This is a genomic window from Amycolatopsis sp. AA4, from assembly GCF_002796545.1.
Taxonomy (GTDB): domain Bacteria; phylum Actinomycetota; class Actinomycetes; order Mycobacteriales; family Pseudonocardiaceae; genus Amycolatopsis.
Genome location: NZ_CP024894.1, coordinates 5,175,793 through 5,190,892 on the forward strand (window position 1 = coordinate 5,175,793; position 15,100 = coordinate 5,190,892).

Consider the following 15,100-nt stretch of genomic DNA (forward strand, 5'->3'; position numbering starts at 1 on the left):
GGTTTCGGCCATTCCCGAGCCCGCCGCGCTGCACCGCCTGCCCGGCCCGTGCGCGGCAGGGCAACGGCTATGCTGCGGCTCGTGAGCGTTTGCGCCGGTTAGAACCGGCAACGCCACGCACAAGCCCCACGCAGTCTGCACCCCAACCTATGCACGATCGGGCGGCGACCTCTCCAGCACCTGGTGAGTGTTCGCGCCGGTTAGAACCGGCATCGCCGCGCACAAACCCCACCCCCGCCGACCGACCCCGCCCAACGACCCCGTCCGAACCCGGCCTCCGCTCAGACAACCGGCGCCCCGGCAAGTTCACCCCACGTATCCCCCGGGCCGCCCCCAGTCCGCGCCCCGGGGCGTCGTCCGGTCCACCAGCACGCACCGCGTCCCGGTGAAGTTCGTCGGCATGCATTTGTTGCAGTGGATGCACAACGAGGGCGTCCGGGAGTCAGCTGCGATCCGGTTCACCAGGTCCGGCTCGCGCAGCAGCGCCCGGCCCATCGCGACGTACTGGAATCCTTCCCGCATCGCCAGTTCCATCGACGCGCGGTCGGTGATCCCGCCGAGCAGCACCATCGGCAGCTTCACCGCGGCGCGGATCTGCCGCGCGTCCTCGAGAAGGAACGCGTCCCGGTAAGGGTATTCGCGGATGAACCGCTTCCCCACCGCCCGCACGCCCAGTCTCAGCGGCTGCGGCAGCACCGCCGCGAACTCGCGGACCGGTGCGTCGCCCTTGAAGAGGTACATCGGGTTGAGCAGGGAAGAACCGGCGGTCATCTCGAGCGCGTCGCAGGTGCCGTCGGCTTCGAGCCACTGCGTCACCGGAATCGCTTCGTCGAGCCAGAAACCGCCCGGGACGCCGTCGTCCATGTTCATTTTCACGATCACCGCGATCCGGTCGCCGACCGCGTCGCGGACCGCGCGCATCGTGTCCCGCGCGAGCCGGGCGCGGTTTTCCAGCGAACCGCCGTATTCGTCGGTGCGGCGGTTGAGTTTCGGGCTCAGGAAGGAGCTGATCAGATAGTTGTGTCCTAAGTGGACCTCGATCGCGTCGAACCCGCATTCGATGGCGCGCCGCGCCGCTTCGGCATGGGCGCGTTTGACGCGTTCAATGCCGGCGTGGTCGATTTCCCGGGCGAAACTGAGCGTCGCCTGGGGGAAATACCGGCTCGGCGCGAGCGCGGGAAGCCCGTTGCCCTTCGGAGCCGCGACCGGCCCGGCGTGCCCGATCTGCGCCGAGATCGCCGCGCCCTCGGCGTGCACCGCGTCGGTGAGCACGCGCAGCCCGGGCAGCGCTTCGTCGGTCCAGTAGATCTGATGCCGATCGGTGCGGCCTTCCTTGGCGACCGCACAGTAGGCGACGGTCGTCATCCCGACGCCGCCCTTCGCGTAGCCGACGTGGAAATCGACCAGATCCCGGGTCACCCGGCCGTGATGGCTGAGCCCCTCGTAGGTCGCCGCCTTGACGACGCGATTGCGCAACCGCACCGGCCCGAGCCGAGCGGGAGCCAGCGGATCGGGCGGGGCGGGGGTCGTGGAAGTCACCATGCCACGGTAGGAAACGGAGGGGCTGGCCCGCTCTCGCGATCTCGGTGACCGGGAGGCCCCCGAAGCCCTCGATGCGGTAACGCCCTGCCCGGACTCGGCGACTCATGTTCGTCCATCCGTGCTCGGGAGGAGAAACCACTGTGTCCGACGTCAAGCCTCGTCCTCGCTACCACTCCGACGCCTTCACCGGGCCTTCCGCGGTCGCCGCGCGCCTCAAAGAGGCGTCCGAGACGGACGGGCCGACGGACTACGCGAACAGGATCAACCTCGAGATCCTCGGCCAGCTCGCGGCCATCCGGCGACATGCGTTGATCCTGGCCACGATCGTCGTGCTGTGGGCGATCCTGACCGTGATCGGGTTCATCCTGATCCTGACCAATCTCCCCAGCAGCGGGTCGTCCCTCTACCGCTATTGAGTCTTCAGCCCGTCCCTTGCCAAGGAGCCGCTTCCTCCAGTTGTCCGTCATCGTCCTTCCCGAGGGGAGCGATATCGCGGGCATCCCGGTCACGTTCGCCACGCTCGTCCCCGCCGAAAACCGCAGCACGCGGAACCGGTCGTACGGGTTGCGAGTGAGGCCCAAGGCTCAGCCGAAGAAGGCTTGGCCGCCGTCGAGCGGCACCGTGGCTCCGGTCAGATAGCGCAGATCGGAGCCGACCAGTGCGACGACGGCGCGGCCGATGTCCTCCTCGCATTCCCCGATCCGGCCCATCGGAATGGTCGCGACGAATTCGGCGGCCTCTTCGGGATTGTGCTCGGTCCACCATTTCAACCCGGGCGACAACGCGTGCGGCGCGATCGCGTTGACCCGGATCCCGTCGCGCGCCCACTCGACGGCGGCGGTGCGCGACAGCGAGCGCAGGGCTTGTTTTGCCGCCGCGTAAGCACCGTAGGTCGTGGGATCCCAACGCACCATCGCTGATGTGACCAGGTTGACGATCGAAGCGTCTCCGGCAGCCTTCAAATGCGGGTGGGCGGCTTTCATGAAGGCGAACGCGGCGAAGGGTCCGGTTTCAAAACCGCGCGCGAAATCCTCGTCGCTCATTTTCAGCAACGGCCCGAAGGCACCGGAGTACGCGTTGTTGACCAGAATGTCGAGCTGGCCGAAGCGCGAAACAACTTCGTCGACGACGCCGGGAACCGACGCAGTGTCCGCGACATCGCATTCGAACGGTTCCGCGGTAGCGCCTCGTTCGCGCAGGAGGCGGCAGGTCTCGTCCAGCTTCCCGCGCGTGCGCCCGAGAACCGCGACCGACGCCCCTTCCCCTCCCAGCGCCAGCGCGATTCCTTGCCCGACGCCTTGTCCGGCACCGGTTACCAGGGCCACCCGGCCCGCGAGCGTGTTCATCGGCCTCCTTCGTCTTGGGCACCCGGTCGGGCGACGTGTTTCGCCACGAAAATGCCGTCCGCGGAAACGCAGAGCTGACCGTCGGCGAGAATTTCGCCGGTCGTGCGAATCCGGCGTCCCTCCCTGGATTGCTGCCGCGCGCGAATCGTCAGCTCCTCGAACAGCGGGGTCGTCCGGTGGTAGCGGACATTGAGCGTGCCGGTCATTCCGTCCGGCCCCGGCCCCCAGCTGTTGGCGACGCCCAGCGCGTGATCAAGCAGCAGAGCGGAAATCCCGCCGTGCACGCAGCCCGGCGGTCCCTGGTACGGCAGGCCGAGCGTCACCGTTCCGGCCACCGAACCGTCCGGCAGGCCGTGCAGGCGCAGCGGCGGCGCGAGTGCGTTTTCCGGGCCGGTGACCGGATCATGGCGCGGTCGCCCGGCCCACATTCCGACGAAACGTTCCTGCCGCTCGGGCGCGTGTTCTTCGAGCTGGTCAGCGATCCGGTCGAGGCCGCGGGCAAGGTCCGCCATCGGCGCGGCACTGCCGGCACCAGCGTGCAGGAGCGCGCTGACCACTCGGCGCGCGGCAGCGACGGCAGCGTCGATGCCATCGCCATTCGGGATGGGCGACAACGGGACGTTCTCGGCGTAAGTCGTCATCAGTAGTGCGCCGCCGGGCGGAGGGTCGCCTCGGCGCCGCCGTCGACGTAGACGACCTGGCCGGTGATGTGCGTGGTCGCGGCGTCGGCGAAATACGCCAGAACTCGCGCGACGTCCTCCGCGGCCGCGTAACCGTGCAGCGGCATCGGGACTGCTTTGTCCATCACGGCTTTCATCTGCGGATCGGCGAAAAGCCCGTCGGTCATCGGCGTCCGGACCACGCCGGGCGCGACCACGTTCACCGCGATTCCCGCGTCCGCCCAGCCTTCCGAAACCGACGTGCGGCGCGCCCACTGCGCGATCGCGGACTTCGAGGACGGATACAGCTGGAGCGCGCGATTGTCCGCGATCGCCTCGCGTGCGGCGGTCAACGCGGCTTGCTCGTCGCCGCGCAGACAGGCTTCGACCACCGCGGGGTCGTTCGGCTGGGTACCGGAGATCGAGCCGACCAGAACCACGCGCGGTGCCTCGGATTTCGCCAGCAGCGGCTGCAGCGCTTCGATGAACTCGGTGCTGCCGAAGTAGTTCACCGTGACCATGACTTCGCCGGGGTTCGCGGTTCCGGCGCAGGTGACCACCGCGTCGACGTGCCCGGTGCGCTTCCCGACTTCCTCGGCGGCAGCGGTGCGACCGGGCGGGGTCGAGAGGTCCGCGTCGATGTCGCTGCCCTTGAGGTCGACGCCGAGTACCTGGTCGCCGCGCTCGGCGAGGAGCCTGCTGAGCGCCGCCCCGATCCCCGAACTCGCTCCGGTGACGACGACGGTGCGCGGCATGACGGCCTCCTGAGGCGGGGTTCCGGGAACGGCCGCGACGCTACGGGCAACGCCGGCGCACGCGGCGGGTCGATCCCGGTCACCGGGAGAACCTGTCCGGTCTGAGATGTCAGCGCACCCAAGCAGCCACGCTAACCCGAGCGTCTGGTCGCCGCGCGAACCGGCACCGGGTCAGTCACGGGGCGGGGCGCCCCAGTTCGGCCAGCAGCAACCGGCACGCCAGCACCGTGTCCGCCTCCGCCTCCTCCGCGGTGATGTGCCCGTTCAGCTGCGAGGTCAGCACGCCGTACCAGGTCTGCTCGATCAGCCGGACCAGGCGGCGGTCGTGCTCGCTGGCCTCGGACACCCCGGCGACGCGCAGGATCAGCTCCGCGAACTCGACCGCCGCGGCCATGTTCGGCGACTCCCCCGCGACCGTCGCGTTGTTCGACTGCAGCATCGCCTGCGCGAGCCGCGGCCGTTCCAGCAGGTGACGGGCCGCGTCGACCAGCACGCGCGCGACCGCCTCGGCCGGGTCCTGGCCGGGTTTGACCGGGACGCTGTTGCGGTCCAGCTGCTCGACCTGGCTGCGCAGCAGCGCGGTGAACAGGATCGTCTTCGACGGGAAGTAGCGGTAGAGCGTGGCGATCGCGACACCGGCGTCGCGGGCGACGTCGAGCATCTGGATCCGGTCGAGGCCGTGCTCGGCGCCGTGTTCCGCGGCCGCCCGCAGGATGCGCCGGTAGCGCTCCTGCTGCGCGGGCGAGCTCGGCGTGGCCGGCGCCCGGTTTTCGGCGACTCTCGGCACCGCGACTCCTCCGCTCGTGATCAGGCCATCCTCCCGCACGATCCTCCCACCGGGCGCTGCCGCTACCGGTGAGTGGGATGACCGCGCCCCGGCGCGCCGCGGATGCGGTTGGCTCGCCGGGTCGCGACGACTTGGAGGACTCATGGCTTTCGACGACCAGTTCGACGTGGTGGCAGTCGGCTCCGGCGCGGGCGCGTTGACCGGCGCGTACCTCGCGGCCCGGGCCGGGTTGCGCACCGCGGTGGTCGAGGGCGCGGACCGGCTGGGCGGGACTTCAGCGTATTCCGGCGCGGCCTGCTGGCTGCCCGGCACGCAGGTCCAGCAGCGCTTCGGGGTCGCGGACTCCACCGCCGCCGCGCGCGAGTACCTGCGCGCGTTGCTCGGCGAGGACCGGACCGGGCGGCAAGAGGCGTTTCTGGCGAAGGCACCGGAATTGGTCGCGGCGCTGGAGTCGGACCCGGTGCTCGAATTCGAGTGGCGGGCGTTCCCGGACTACTTCGACCGGCCGGGCCGGGTCCCCGGCGGGCGCTCGTTCGTGCCGCTCGACCTGCCGCTTGCCGAACTGGGCGAACGGGCCGGGCTGGTGCGTCCGCCGGTCGACCGCGACCGCGCCGGCCGCGGGCACCGGGACGCCCCGCTGGACGGCGGCCGCGCGCTCATCGGGCGGCTGCTGCTGGCCTTCGACGCGACCGGCAACGGCGCCGTCTTCACCGGGACGCCGGTCGACGAGTTGGTCGCCGAGGGCGGCCGGGTCGTGGGCGTCGGCGTCGGTTCGCGGCGGATCGGGGCGGCCTACGGCGTGCTCGTCGGCGCGGGCGGTTTCGAACGGAACGCGGACCTGCGGAAACGCTCCGGGGTACCCGGCTCGGCGGCGTGGTCGATGGCACCCGCGGAAACGAACCGCGGCCAGGTTCTGGAAGCGGCGGTGCAACTCGGCGCCGCCGTCGACCTGATGGACGAGGGCTGGTGGTGCCCGGGCATCGCGATGCCGGACGGCGGCGCGTCGTTCACGCTCGGCTTCCGCGGCGGAATCGTCGTCGACCGCGACGGGCGGCGGTATGCGAACGAATCGCTGCCATACGACCAAATGGGCCGTGAGATGTCAGCGGACCCGGCGCGGCGTATCCCGTCCCACCTCGTGTTCGACAGCCGCGAGGGCGGCCGCCTGCCCGCGATCGCATTGCCAGGCGGACGGCCGGACGACCATCTGGCGGCCGGCACCTGGGTGGAAGCGGAGACGCTCGCGGAGTTGGCGAAGTTGATCGGCGCGCCGGAATTGCCGGAGACCGTCGCCCGGTTCAATTCTTTCGCCGAAGCCGGGCACGACGCGGATTTCGGGCGCGGCGAGGACGAATACGCGCGGCATTTCGCGAATCCGGTGCTGGTTCCGGTGGATCAGCCGCCGTTCCGCGCCGCCCGGTTGGTGCTGTCGGACCTCGGTACGAAGGGCGGGTTGGTGACCGACCCGGACGCGCGAGTGCTCCGCGAGGACGGTTCGGTGGTGGAAGGTCTTTACGCAGTAGGCAATTCGGCGGCGTCCATGACCGGCCAGTACTACCCGGGGCCGGGGATTCCGCTGGGCACGGCGATGGCTTTCGCGGCCCGGGCGGTCGACGATTTGGTGGCGCGGGCCGGAAAATGACCTGCGCCCCGGCGAGCCAGTCGGCTACCTTCGCCGTCGTGGAGGACTACTTCGGGAAAAGTGTCGCTGCGAGATATGACGAATCGTCGGCTGAAATGTTCGCGCCGGAGGTGGTGGACCCGGCAGTCGACGTGCTGGCCGGGCTGGCCGGTGCCGGGCGCGCGTTGGAACTGGGCATCGGCACTGGCCGGATCGCGCTGCCGCTGGCCTCGCGGGGCGTGCCGGTGTCCGGAATCGATCTGTCGTCCGCGATGGCCGCGCAACTGCGCGCCAAACCGGGCGGCGAGGCCGTCGACGTGACGATCGGCGACTTCGCGACGACCCGCGTCGCTGGCGCCTTTTCGGTGGCCTATCTGGTGTACAACACCATCGGCAATCTGACATCTCAGGAAGCGCAGGTGGCATGTTTCCGCAACGCCGCGGCCCACCTCGAGCCAGGCGGATGCTTCGTGATCGAGGTCGGAGTACCGGAGCTGCGGAAGCTGCCGCCGGGGCAGACCGTCGTGCCGTTCGATCTCAGCGCGAAGCATTGGGGATTCGATCTGTACGACGTCTCGACGCAGTCGATGAGTTCGTACCATGCCCGGGTCGCCGACGGACGAGGCGAGTTCCGGGCGATTCCGTTCCGGTATGTCTGGCCTGCGGAGCTCGACCTGATGGCGCAACTGGCGGGGATGCGGCTGCGGTCGCGGTGGGAGGACTGGACGGGTGAGCCGTTCACCCACGAAAGCGAGCGGCAAGTCTCGATCTGGGAGAAGCCGCTGAGCTGAGCCGCCTGGGGAAGCGCTCAGCACGTCACTGGGACTGTCTCGCGTGCTCGCCGCTGCCGGGTAGAAACCGCTTCTCAACCCGAGCACCTGCGAGGAAACCGAACGTGCGAGCGGATCTCAGCACGTCGGGCCATGCCGCCATGTCTCCCGGCTGCCCCTTCCTGCACGAACGGCTTCTCCCGCCGATCGGTCGCCGTGCCGTACCCGTGACCCGTCGCGTGTTGACGCCAAGCCCGGACACCGTGTTACCGTCAAAACTAGAAATGATTTCACTCCGTCCGCGAGGAGCGCAGCATGACGGTGGTCGCGATCGAAACGGGCTCCCTCGGCACGGATGTCCCGCAGGACCGCGCGCTGCCGCCGTCGATGGTCGAGCGGATGACGCTGATCCTCGACGCCTTCGCCGCGCCGAGCACCCGGCTCACCCTCGAACAAGTCGCGCGCACGACCCACCTCCCCCGTTCGACCGCGCACCGCATCCTCGACCAGCTCGTGCGGCTGCAGTGGCTGTCGCATTCGTCGTTCGGCTACGCGCTCGGCGCCCGGGCGCTGAACCTCGGCGGCACCGGCGGCAACCACCTCGAACTGCGCGCGGTGACCGCGGCCGTGCTGCACGAACTGCAGTTGCGCACCGGGATGGTCGCGCACCTGGCGATCCTCGACGGCGCGCATGTCCGGTATCTCGACAAGGTCGGCGGCCGGTTCGCCGCGGCCGTCCCGTCGCGCGTCGGCGGCCGCGCGCCCGCGCAGTGCACCGCGCTCGGCAAGGCGATGCTCGCGTGGCTGCCCGCCGAACAGGTCGAGGACCGCGTCCTGCCGACCCTCGGCCGCCAGACCAGCCGGACGATCTGCGACCTGGTGACGCTGCACCGCGAACTCGGCCGGATCCGCGACCGCAACGGCCTCGCCTTCGAACGCGGCGAATGCTTCTCTGATATCTCCTGCGTCGCCGCTGCCATCCGAGGACCGGAAGGACCCGAAGCGGCGATCTCCCTCGTCGGCGACGCGGACACGGCGCTGGAACGCGTCGCCCCGCTCGTCGTGGCCGCCGCCCGGCAGGTCACCCAGGAGCTGTTCCCGACGGTCCGGTCGCGCACCGCCGAACCCGCCTGGAACTGAAAGTCCATAAAGGACTATCGGGCACTTCGCCAGCGGAGCCGCGAGGCCGATCACCACCCCTAGCCAAAAGTGCGCTCCCACAAACGAATACAGGCGCTGCCGAGCGCGAAAACCACGGAAACCGCCACTCAAGCAACTCCACGCCTAGAACCCCCGGCTCACCGCACCGGCCTCTTGCTCCAGCGCCCGCACCATGGCCACCGCTGCCGGGCCAGGCTGTTCCCCCGTCACCGCCCACAGTGCGCGGCGCAGGCCGCCGCATTCGTCGCGTACCGGGATCCACCGGACGTCGGCGGGCAGCGAATCCGCGGCGAATCCGGGGACCAGCGAAATCCCCAGCCCCGCGGCGACCAGGCCCAACCGCGTCGGCCACGCGCGCACCGCGAACGCGATCGACGGTCCGGCGATCCCCGGCCACGTCCCGAATTCCGCGGAGCTGCCCGCGCCGACGATCCACTGCTGTTCGGCCAGTTCGTCCGGTTCGACCCAGCTGCGGCCGGCGAACGGATGCGCTTCCGCGACCGCCACTCCGTATCCGATCGCGCTGCGCAATTCGGTGCGGCGCAAGCCCTCGAAGTCGTATTCCGGCAGGCCGTCTCCGGTGACGGCCACCGCGACGTCGAGGCGGCCGCGGCGCAGCGATTGCAGTTGGGCGGGCGTCGCGGACTCGGCCAGCTGCACGTCCACGCCCGGATGCGCGCGCAGCAGCCGGGAAACCGCGCGCGGCAGCAAAACCGCCGACGCCGCGGGAAACGCGCCGACCGAGATCCGCCCGGCCAGGCGGTCGCGCAGTCCGGCGAGTTCCTTTCCGGCCGCGCTCACGCTGTCCAGCACCCGACCGGCGTGCCGGATCAGCACCTCTCCCGCTGTCGTAGGACGGATTCCGCGGGCATGCCGTTCGAACAACGCGGTTCCCGTAGCGCGTTCGCTCGCCGCGATCTGCCGCGACACCGCCGATTGCGTGTAGCCGAGCCGGTGCGCGGCAGCACTGAACGACCCGGTGCGGGCCACCTCGACCACGACCCGCAAGCCGGTGAGCGTCAGATCAGCCATTCCGCCAACCATATCCGAAACACCCCGCCCCGGACGTCCACAATAGACGCCACCACGGCTCCCTCCCCTTGCCCATGACGCGAATTGCCCTTCCGCGCGGGAGTTTCCCGCCCCGAAGGACATCGAGCGTGCCCCAACTACCTCGCCGCTGGTGCCGCCGAACGACTGAATCGCGATTGCGGCGAACAGGCGAATTCGACCCGAATCGCGGCATGGGCGAAACATCCGTGCGAGCAAAGACGATGCGCTTGCCAGGAGTGGCGAAGAGAATCTCCAGCGTGACCGCCCGCCGACGGTCTACTGTGGAATGCCCGCGCCCACCCGCTGTTCACCGGGTGGCCGTCGCCGCTTAACCGCGGACGGTAACTTTCCGGCGCCGTGCCCGCGATGTCCATTCTGACTGCGACGGCTGCGCACCGGACGGCCGTCCGAGCCGGACTGAGGTTGCGACCCATGAAAAGCGCTCGAAGTCCACGCCGGACTCCGCGGTTCCAGCTGATCGGCGGACCGGGGAACGCGACGAGGTGGCGGCTGCTCGGCACGAACAACGCGTCCTTGGGGCTGGGCACCGTCGACTACCGCAACGGGGAAGAATGCGTCGCGGCGATCCAGTGGCTGTGCGCGAACCTCCCGCGCACGCGCATGGAACTGACCCACGACCACGGAATCGACTGGCGATGGTTCCTGCGCGCGGGCAGCGGGACGATCGCGTCGGCGAGCCACGCCTACGGCCGCCGCATCGAAGCCCAGCGCGGATACGAACGATTCGTCGCCGCGATCGCGGACGCGGCGGAATTCGCGGCGGAGGGCCGGATCACCGACTGGCGCACGAAATACCGGCTGCCCGGCTGAACGCGTTCGTCGGGCATTAACTCCCGCGCCGTCTGGCGAGAACGCGACCGACCGGGCGCTGTTCGCCGAACCCCGCGAAGTTGGTGTCGGCCACGGAATCCCGTGGCCGAGACCAGACAGAAAGAGTACAAACTGATGCGTGCTCGTACTGCCCGGTTCGCCGGCGCCTCCGCCGCGGTCGCCGCGGGGGCGGCCCTGATCTTCCCGGGTACCGCCAGCGCAATCCCCGGCCCCAACCAGCTCCCCGAGGTCGTCGCGGCGGTGGGCTCCGACACGATCGCGGACGTCACCGGCGCGATCTTCGCCGCGGCCAACGGTTCGGCGGCGAACAGCGACCCCGACAACTACGTGAACGTCCCGCCGGTTCTCGCGGGCAGCCAGTCGTTCGCCGTGCCCGGCGACGTCTACGACGGCGGGACCACCTACACCGTCTCCAACCCGCCGCCCAACGGCTCCTCCGCGGGCAAGACCGCGCTGGCGAACGCCGCCGCGGCCGGCAGCGGGTCGATCGACCTCGCCCGCTCCTCGTCCCCGCGGTCGGCCTCCGACCCGTCGACGTTCCAGTACTACGCCTTCGCCAAGGACGGCGTGTCCTGGGCCGCCTCGTCCACCGGCGCCGGCGCGGGCGTCACCCTCACGCTGGACCAGCTGCGCGGCATCTACAGCGGCGCCATCACCAACTGGAACCAGGTCGGCGGCGCCAACGCGGCGATCACCGTCTACCTGCCCCAGGCCGGCTCCGGCACGCTGTCGTTCTTCACGAACACGGTGCTCGGCTTCGACCCGACCACGAAACCGGTCGTGATCAAGCGCTTCCAGGAGAACGAAGGCAACACCATCCCGGCGAGCGACCAGTCGTCGGCGATCGCGCCCTACTCCGTGGCCCAGTGGGTCGCGCAGGGCAACGGCGTCGTCAGCGACAAGCGCGCCGGCTTCTTCGAGGGCACCCTGACCGGTGCCGGTTCGGACGGCGCCCCGGTTTCGGGCTCCGCGCCGAACTACGCCCCGGCCTTCGCCGACGGGTTCCTCGGCGCCCGTTTCGTGTACTACGTGCTGGACACCCGCTCGCCGTCCCACGACGCGGCGCTCAACGCGGTCGGTTTCGACTCCTCCGGCCCGAGCCCGCTGTGCAACGGCAGCCTCGCCGGCACGCTGAGCCAGTACGGATTCAAGCCGCTCGCCCCGGTGAACGGCGTCACCTGCACGCTTTCCTGACCCGCTGAAGCACCGGACCGGCCCGGCCGGGGATTCCGCTCCCCGGCCGGGCCGGTTTCGCTGTCCGCCCCCACCCGAGCAAGAAACCGGGGCTGGCGCGGAGAACCAAACCTCCGTGCCAGCCCCGGTTTCGGCAGGGTCGGCTCAAGCCCAAGCAGGCAGCAACCGCCACACCGCCGACGCCGCCAGCACCGCCAACGCCAGCAGCGCCGGGGTGGTCAGCACGTACGTCGACACCGAACGCCAACGCCGGTACAGCAGCGTCGCCCCGACGGCCACGGCCGCGAAGCCGCCGAGCGCGAGCACGAGCCGGGCCCAGCCGCTCGGGTCGCCAGTGCGGCCGTCTTGCGCGTCCGCCCGGCCGTTCTGCGGCGTCGGACGGAACGGTTTGCCGTCGAGAACCGCCGTCACCACCGTCGCGCCCGAAGCCGAACCCGGCCACCACGAATCGGACGTGACGAGTGTCAGCCGGTCGTTCTCCGTACGGCCGTAATCGCGGTCCTCGTCCAAGTCACGGGTTGCCGTGTCGGTCACGGTGTAGACCGATTTCCCTTGCGTCGTCGCGACCACCAGCTGGTCTCCCCGCGACAGCTCGTTGAGCCGCGCGAACGGAGCACCGTATCCCGAATACCGGCCCACCACCGCCGAATTCCCCGGCTGGCCGGGTCCCGAAGTTCCCGGGACATGGCCCGGCCCGGACATCGTTTCGCCCGGTTCCACGCCTTCGAGCACGACCTGCTGCACCTGCAGCTTCGGGATCTCCAGCACCGCCACCGGCGCACCGAACTCCGGCGGCTTCGTCACCGGCGCGGCGCCGAGCAGCGTACGGGCCGCGCCCTGCGCCTGTGCCATCCGGCCCTGCAGCACCGACAGCGCCGCCCGCTGATCGTTGTTCGCGAGCATCGGCCCGAGCGCGTACGTGACAATGCCGAAGCACACCACCGCGGTGACCAGCCAGCCGACCACGGCGACAACCGTCCACTGTGGACCCGGGCGCGCCGGCGCGCGGAGCGTCGCGGTCATGCCCGGCGCCGCATCGCGACGAGCCGCTCGGCGAGCCGGTTCAGCCACGCGGGCAACGGCTTCCCCGCGGTCAGGTAACCAGTCGTCGGCGGCAACAGCACCAGCGCGACCAAAGCGAGCAACGGAATCAGCGCTCCCAGGACGTCTGCTCCCGGGAACAGCGGGACCTTCACCGCCGCGGCGACGCTGCGCGCTTCTTGGACACTCGCCTGCGTCGGCGCCTTCATCGCCAGCGCAGCGGCTTCCGCCGCACCAGGACCATTCGAACCGGAGCGGGCAAGCGGACCGCCGAGGCCGTCGCTCGCGGGAGTCCCGCCCACGGCGGCACCGGGGCCGCCGGTCGCGGCCGCTCCGGGGTTCTGCGCTTCCTTGTGTTCGTGGCAGGACGCCTCGGCCGTGCCGGTGCCGACCTTCGCCGCGGCGGTCTGGGCGGCGGAAAGCAGCTCCGGAGTCAGCGGAACGAGGCCCGGGCCCAGGCTGTCCTGCCCGCCGCTGACCGCGGCCTTCACGAAGGTCGCGAGCTGGGCCTGCTTGGCGGCTTGCGGCTGGCACGAAGCGTCCACCAGCGGGTTCAGCGGCGCGGTCAGGGACTCGACGTAGGTGAGCGGGTACGCCTCCGGATCGCCGCCGGGGACGATCCGGATCGACCCGTCCTCCGCCGGCTGCGCGTGCGCGGCCGCGGCCTGCAGCGACTTGGGCGTCGGCGCGACGTAACCGCCCTTGCCGTTGGGCAGGGCGACCGGGGCCCAGCCGTTCTCGGTCGCGGTGGCCAGGTCGGTGACGACCCAGTTCAGGCATCCGTTCGTGCATTCGTTCCCGGTCCCCAGCGCCGCGTTGACGACCTGCTTGCGGACGTTGACCTGACCGGTCTTCGCGTCGACGTTGTGCACGCCGCCGTCGCCGAGGTTGAGCGCGTTCAGGTCGGTCACCACGCCGACCGGCCCGTCGCTTCCGCGCAGCTTCGCGTTGCGGATGTCCACGAAAGTCCCGTACGTCCACGCGGGCATCCCGTTCAGCCTGCTGCTGAGCACCAACGGCACCGTGCTCGTCCCGATTTCGCCGGTGACCCCGAAGAAATCGGTGGTGAACTGCCCGGCCCGCGTGTTCGGCGAGCGGAGCGCATTCTCGGCCCCGCTGACCGCGGCCAGCGCCGGATTGCGCCGCACGAGCGCGGACCCGTCGACGAAAATGCCGCCCCGGCCGGTGCTGTCGGGCGACAGACCGCCCTTGCTCAGCAGGTTGGCGAGGTCGTCCCAGTCGAACTTCAGGTTGTCGGCCAGGCGCGAATTCAGCGCGCCGCCGTCGTCCCGGCGATCGGTCGGCGCCCACCCGACCGCGGCGAGCACTGTCGCGTTCAGGGCCGCCGGAATGTAGCTGCGGGCGCGGACCTGCTGCGTGGCCAGGGTTCCGCCGGAACCGGTGACCTGCACGTCCGACTCGCCCTTGTCGAACGAGGTCAGCCCGACGTCCTCGCTCTCGTTCACGATGTTGACCGGCTGCGCCGCCTTCGTCGGCGCGCAGAGCATCTGGTTCCAGCCGACCGCCGTGCGGCCGAACCGCTCCGGCATGCTGCCGGTCAGCGTGCTGGCGCCGACTCCGGCGCACCCTTTGATCTTGAGCCCGGGCGCGGACGCGCGGAACGTGATCGAGCTGTCGAACACCGTCTGGGCGGGACTGGTCGCCGTCGCCGGGACGCCGATCCGCAGCATCATGGTGCACGGATGGTTCTCGTCGCACGAGAAGGAATACTGCTTGTGGTCCGGGTTGTTCGGCCACTTCAACGCGCCCTGCGGGAAAGCCGTGAAATCCGGGTCGAAGGGAATGATCGCGGGCGTACGCGCTCCTCGCGGCACGTAGATGTCGAACACGACGTCGTGGGTGGTCGCGCTCCGGCCGACGTCATGGCCCGGGGGCTTGAACTCGGTGCCGGACAGCTCGTCGTTGAAGTTCTTGCAGTAGGCGGTGACGCGGGCCTCGACGGACGGATTGGGCGTCCACGGCCCCGGTTTCAGCAGCGAGTCCCGCAACGGCAGCGGGCACACCGAATAGTTCGCCGTGGCCCCCGCGGGCAACCCGGAGATCGTGATGCGCAGCGGGTCCCCGTCCTGCGCGTTCATCGGATCGGCGCCAGTCACCTTCACCTGGTAATTCAGCGGCTGCGGCTGCGCGGACGCCGTCGGCGCGACGGCGACGCCGAGCACCGCGAGCACCCCGGCGGCGAGCACGTGCGCCACGCGTCTGAAGCGGTTCATGGGTTCAACTTCGCCAGCGTCGCGCGCGGCGTCAACAAACGGGAACAGAACGCGGGCACCGGTTCACTAACGCGCCGTCGGGCCT

14 protein-coding genes are annotated in these 15,100 nt (G+C 70.3%); 6 read left to right on the forward strand and 8 right to left on the reverse strand.

The features are described 5' to 3' along the window. Positions 1 to 306: 306 nt before the first annotated feature. Positions 307 to 1,542: an NADH:flavin oxidoreductase gene (locus CU254_RS23985; protein WP_009080154.1), complete on the reverse strand. Its 1,236-nt coding sequence runs from the start codon at positions 1,540 to 1,542 to the stop codon at positions 307 to 309. 140 nt (positions 1,543 to 1,682) lie between these two features. Here CU254_RS23985 and CU254_RS23990 point away from each other — a divergent pair, with 140 nt between their 5' ends. Further along, positions 1,683 to 1,958 carry a hypothetical protein gene (locus CU254_RS23990; RefSeq protein ID WP_037714636.1) on the forward strand — a complete coding sequence of 92 codons (276 nt, stop codon included), beginning with the start codon at positions 1,683 to 1,685 and terminating at the stop codon, positions 1,956 to 1,958. Between the two features lie 168 nt (positions 1,959 to 2,126). Here CU254_RS23990 and CU254_RS23995 read toward each other — a convergent pair whose 3' ends face one another. From CU254_RS23995 to CU254_RS24010, 4 genes are all read right to left on the reverse strand, one after another. Further along, positions 2,127 to 2,888: an SDR family NAD(P)-dependent oxidoreductase gene (locus CU254_RS23995; protein WP_009080164.1), complete on the reverse strand. Its 762-nt coding sequence runs from the start codon at positions 2,886 to 2,888 to the stop codon at positions 2,127 to 2,129. Continuing rightward, complete coding sequence (locus CU254_RS24000) at positions 2,885 to 3,529, reverse strand: PaaI family thioesterase (RefSeq protein WP_009080166.1); 645 nt, start codon at positions 3,527 to 3,529, stop codon at positions 2,885 to 2,887. Before CU254_RS24000 ends, CU254_RS23995 begins: the two co-directional genes overlap by 4 nt. Beyond that, positions 3,529 to 4,302 carry an SDR family oxidoreductase gene (locus CU254_RS24005; protein WP_009080168.1) on the reverse strand — a complete coding sequence of 258 codons (774 nt, stop codon included), beginning with the start codon at positions 4,300 to 4,302 and terminating at the stop codon, positions 3,529 to 3,531. The genes CU254_RS24000 and CU254_RS24005 overlap by 1 nt, the downstream gene beginning before the upstream one ends. Before the next feature lie 175 nt (positions 4,303 to 4,477). Then, positions 4,478 to 5,089, reverse strand: coding sequence for a TetR/AcrR family transcriptional regulator (locus tag CU254_RS24010; protein ID WP_009080171.1), 612 nt, complete (start codon positions 5,087 to 5,089; stop codon positions 4,478 to 4,480). A 142-nt stretch (positions 5,090 to 5,231) separates the two neighbouring features. Here CU254_RS24010 and CU254_RS24015 point away from each other — a divergent pair, with 142 nt between their 5' ends. From CU254_RS24015 to CU254_RS24025, 3 genes are all read left to right on the forward strand, one after another. Then, positions 5,232 to 6,731 carry an FAD-binding protein gene (locus CU254_RS24015; protein ID WP_009080173.1) on the forward strand — a complete coding sequence of 500 codons (1,500 nt, stop codon included), beginning with the start codon at positions 5,232 to 5,234 and terminating at the stop codon, positions 6,729 to 6,731. Beyond that, positions 6,728 to 7,501 carry a class I SAM-dependent methyltransferase gene (locus CU254_RS24020; RefSeq protein ID WP_009080174.1) on the forward strand — a complete coding sequence of 258 codons (774 nt, stop codon included), beginning with the start codon at positions 6,728 to 6,730 and terminating at the stop codon, positions 7,499 to 7,501. The genes CU254_RS24015 and CU254_RS24020 overlap by 4 nt, the downstream gene beginning before the upstream one ends. A gap of 294 nt (positions 7,502 to 7,795) precedes the next feature. Further along, entirely contained in the window at positions 7,796 to 8,620 is an 825-nt protein-coding gene (locus CU254_RS24025; RefSeq protein ID WP_009080176.1) for an IclR family transcriptional regulator, read from the forward strand. Positions 8,621 to 8,764: 144 nt separating this feature from the next. Here the strand turns inward: CU254_RS24025 and CU254_RS24030 are convergent, their stop codons facing one another. Then, positions 8,765 to 9,673 carry a LysR family transcriptional regulator gene (locus CU254_RS24030; protein ID WP_037714638.1) on the reverse strand — a complete coding sequence of 303 codons (909 nt, stop codon included), beginning with the start codon at positions 9,671 to 9,673 and terminating at the stop codon, positions 8,765 to 8,767. Between the two features lie 453 nt (positions 9,674 to 10,126). Between CU254_RS24030 and CU254_RS24035 the strand changes: the two genes are divergently transcribed. Together CU254_RS24035 and CU254_RS24040 are read left to right on the forward strand one after the other, a co-directional pair. After that, positions 10,127 to 10,525: a hypothetical protein gene (locus tag CU254_RS24035; RefSeq protein WP_037714640.1), complete on the forward strand. Its 399-nt coding sequence runs from the start codon at positions 10,127 to 10,129 to the stop codon at positions 10,523 to 10,525. Positions 10,526 to 10,660: 135 nt separating this feature from the next. Beyond that, a complete protein-coding gene (locus tag CU254_RS24040) occupies positions 10,661 to 11,740 on the forward strand; it encodes a substrate-binding domain-containing protein (RefSeq protein ID WP_050788465.1) in 1,080 nt (359 codons plus the stop codon). Between the two features lie 144 nt (positions 11,741 to 11,884). Here CU254_RS24040 and CU254_RS24045 read toward each other — a convergent pair whose 3' ends face one another. Both CU254_RS24045 and CU254_RS24050 read right to left on the reverse strand, forming a co-directional pair. After that, on the reverse strand, positions 11,885 to 12,763 hold the full coding sequence (locus CU254_RS24045) for a sortase (RefSeq protein WP_009080185.1): 879 nt from the start codon (positions 12,761 to 12,763) through the stop codon (positions 11,885 to 11,887). Continuing rightward, complete coding sequence (locus CU254_RS24050) at positions 12,760 to 15,015, reverse strand: hypothetical protein (RefSeq protein WP_009080190.1); 2,256 nt, start codon at positions 15,013 to 15,015, stop codon at positions 12,760 to 12,762. Before CU254_RS24050 ends, CU254_RS24045 begins: the two co-directional genes overlap by 4 nt. Positions 15,016 to 15,100 lie beyond the last annotated feature (85 nt).

Coding starts and splice junctions, on each gene's coding strand:
- CU254_RS24045 (WP_009080185.1), bottom strand. CDS start 12,763: ATGACCGCGACGCTCCGCGCGCCGGCGCGCCCGGGTCCACAGTGGACG.
- CU254_RS24040 (WP_050788465.1), top strand. CDS start 10,661: ATGCGTGCTCGTACTGCCCGGTTCGCCGGCGCCTCCGCCGCGGTCGCC.
- CU254_RS23985 (WP_009080154.1), bottom strand. CDS start 1,542: ATGGTGACTTCCACGACCCCCGCCCCGCCCGATCCGCTGGCTCCCGCT.
- CU254_RS24005 (WP_009080168.1), bottom strand. CDS start 4,302: ATGCCGCGCACCGTCGTCGTCACCGGAGCGAGTTCGGGGATCGGGGCG.
- CU254_RS23995 (WP_009080164.1), bottom strand. CDS start 2,888: ATGAACACGCTCGCGGGCCGGGTGGCCCTGGTAACCGGTGCCGGACAA.
- CU254_RS24025 (WP_009080176.1), top strand. CDS start 7,796: ATGACGGTGGTCGCGATCGAAACGGGCTCCCTCGGCACGGATGTCCCG.
- CU254_RS24020 (WP_009080174.1), top strand. CDS start 6,728: ATGACCTGCGCCCCGGCGAGCCAGTCGGCTACCTTCGCCGTCGTGGAG.
- CU254_RS24035 (WP_037714640.1), top strand. CDS start 10,127: ATGAAAAGCGCTCGAAGTCCACGCCGGACTCCGCGGTTCCAGCTGATC.
- CU254_RS24030 (WP_037714638.1), bottom strand. CDS start 9,673: ATGGCTGATCTGACGCTCACCGGCTTGCGGGTCGTGGTCGAGGTGGCC.
- CU254_RS24050 (WP_009080190.1), bottom strand. CDS start 15,015: ATGAACCGCTTCAGACGCGTGGCGCACGTGCTCGCCGCCGGGGTGCTC.
- CU254_RS24015 (WP_009080173.1), top strand. CDS start 5,232: ATGGCTTTCGACGACCAGTTCGACGTGGTGGCAGTCGGCTCCGGCGCG.
- CU254_RS24000 (WP_009080166.1), bottom strand. CDS start 3,529: ATGACGACTTACGCCGAGAACGTCCCGTTGTCGCCCATCCCGAATGGC.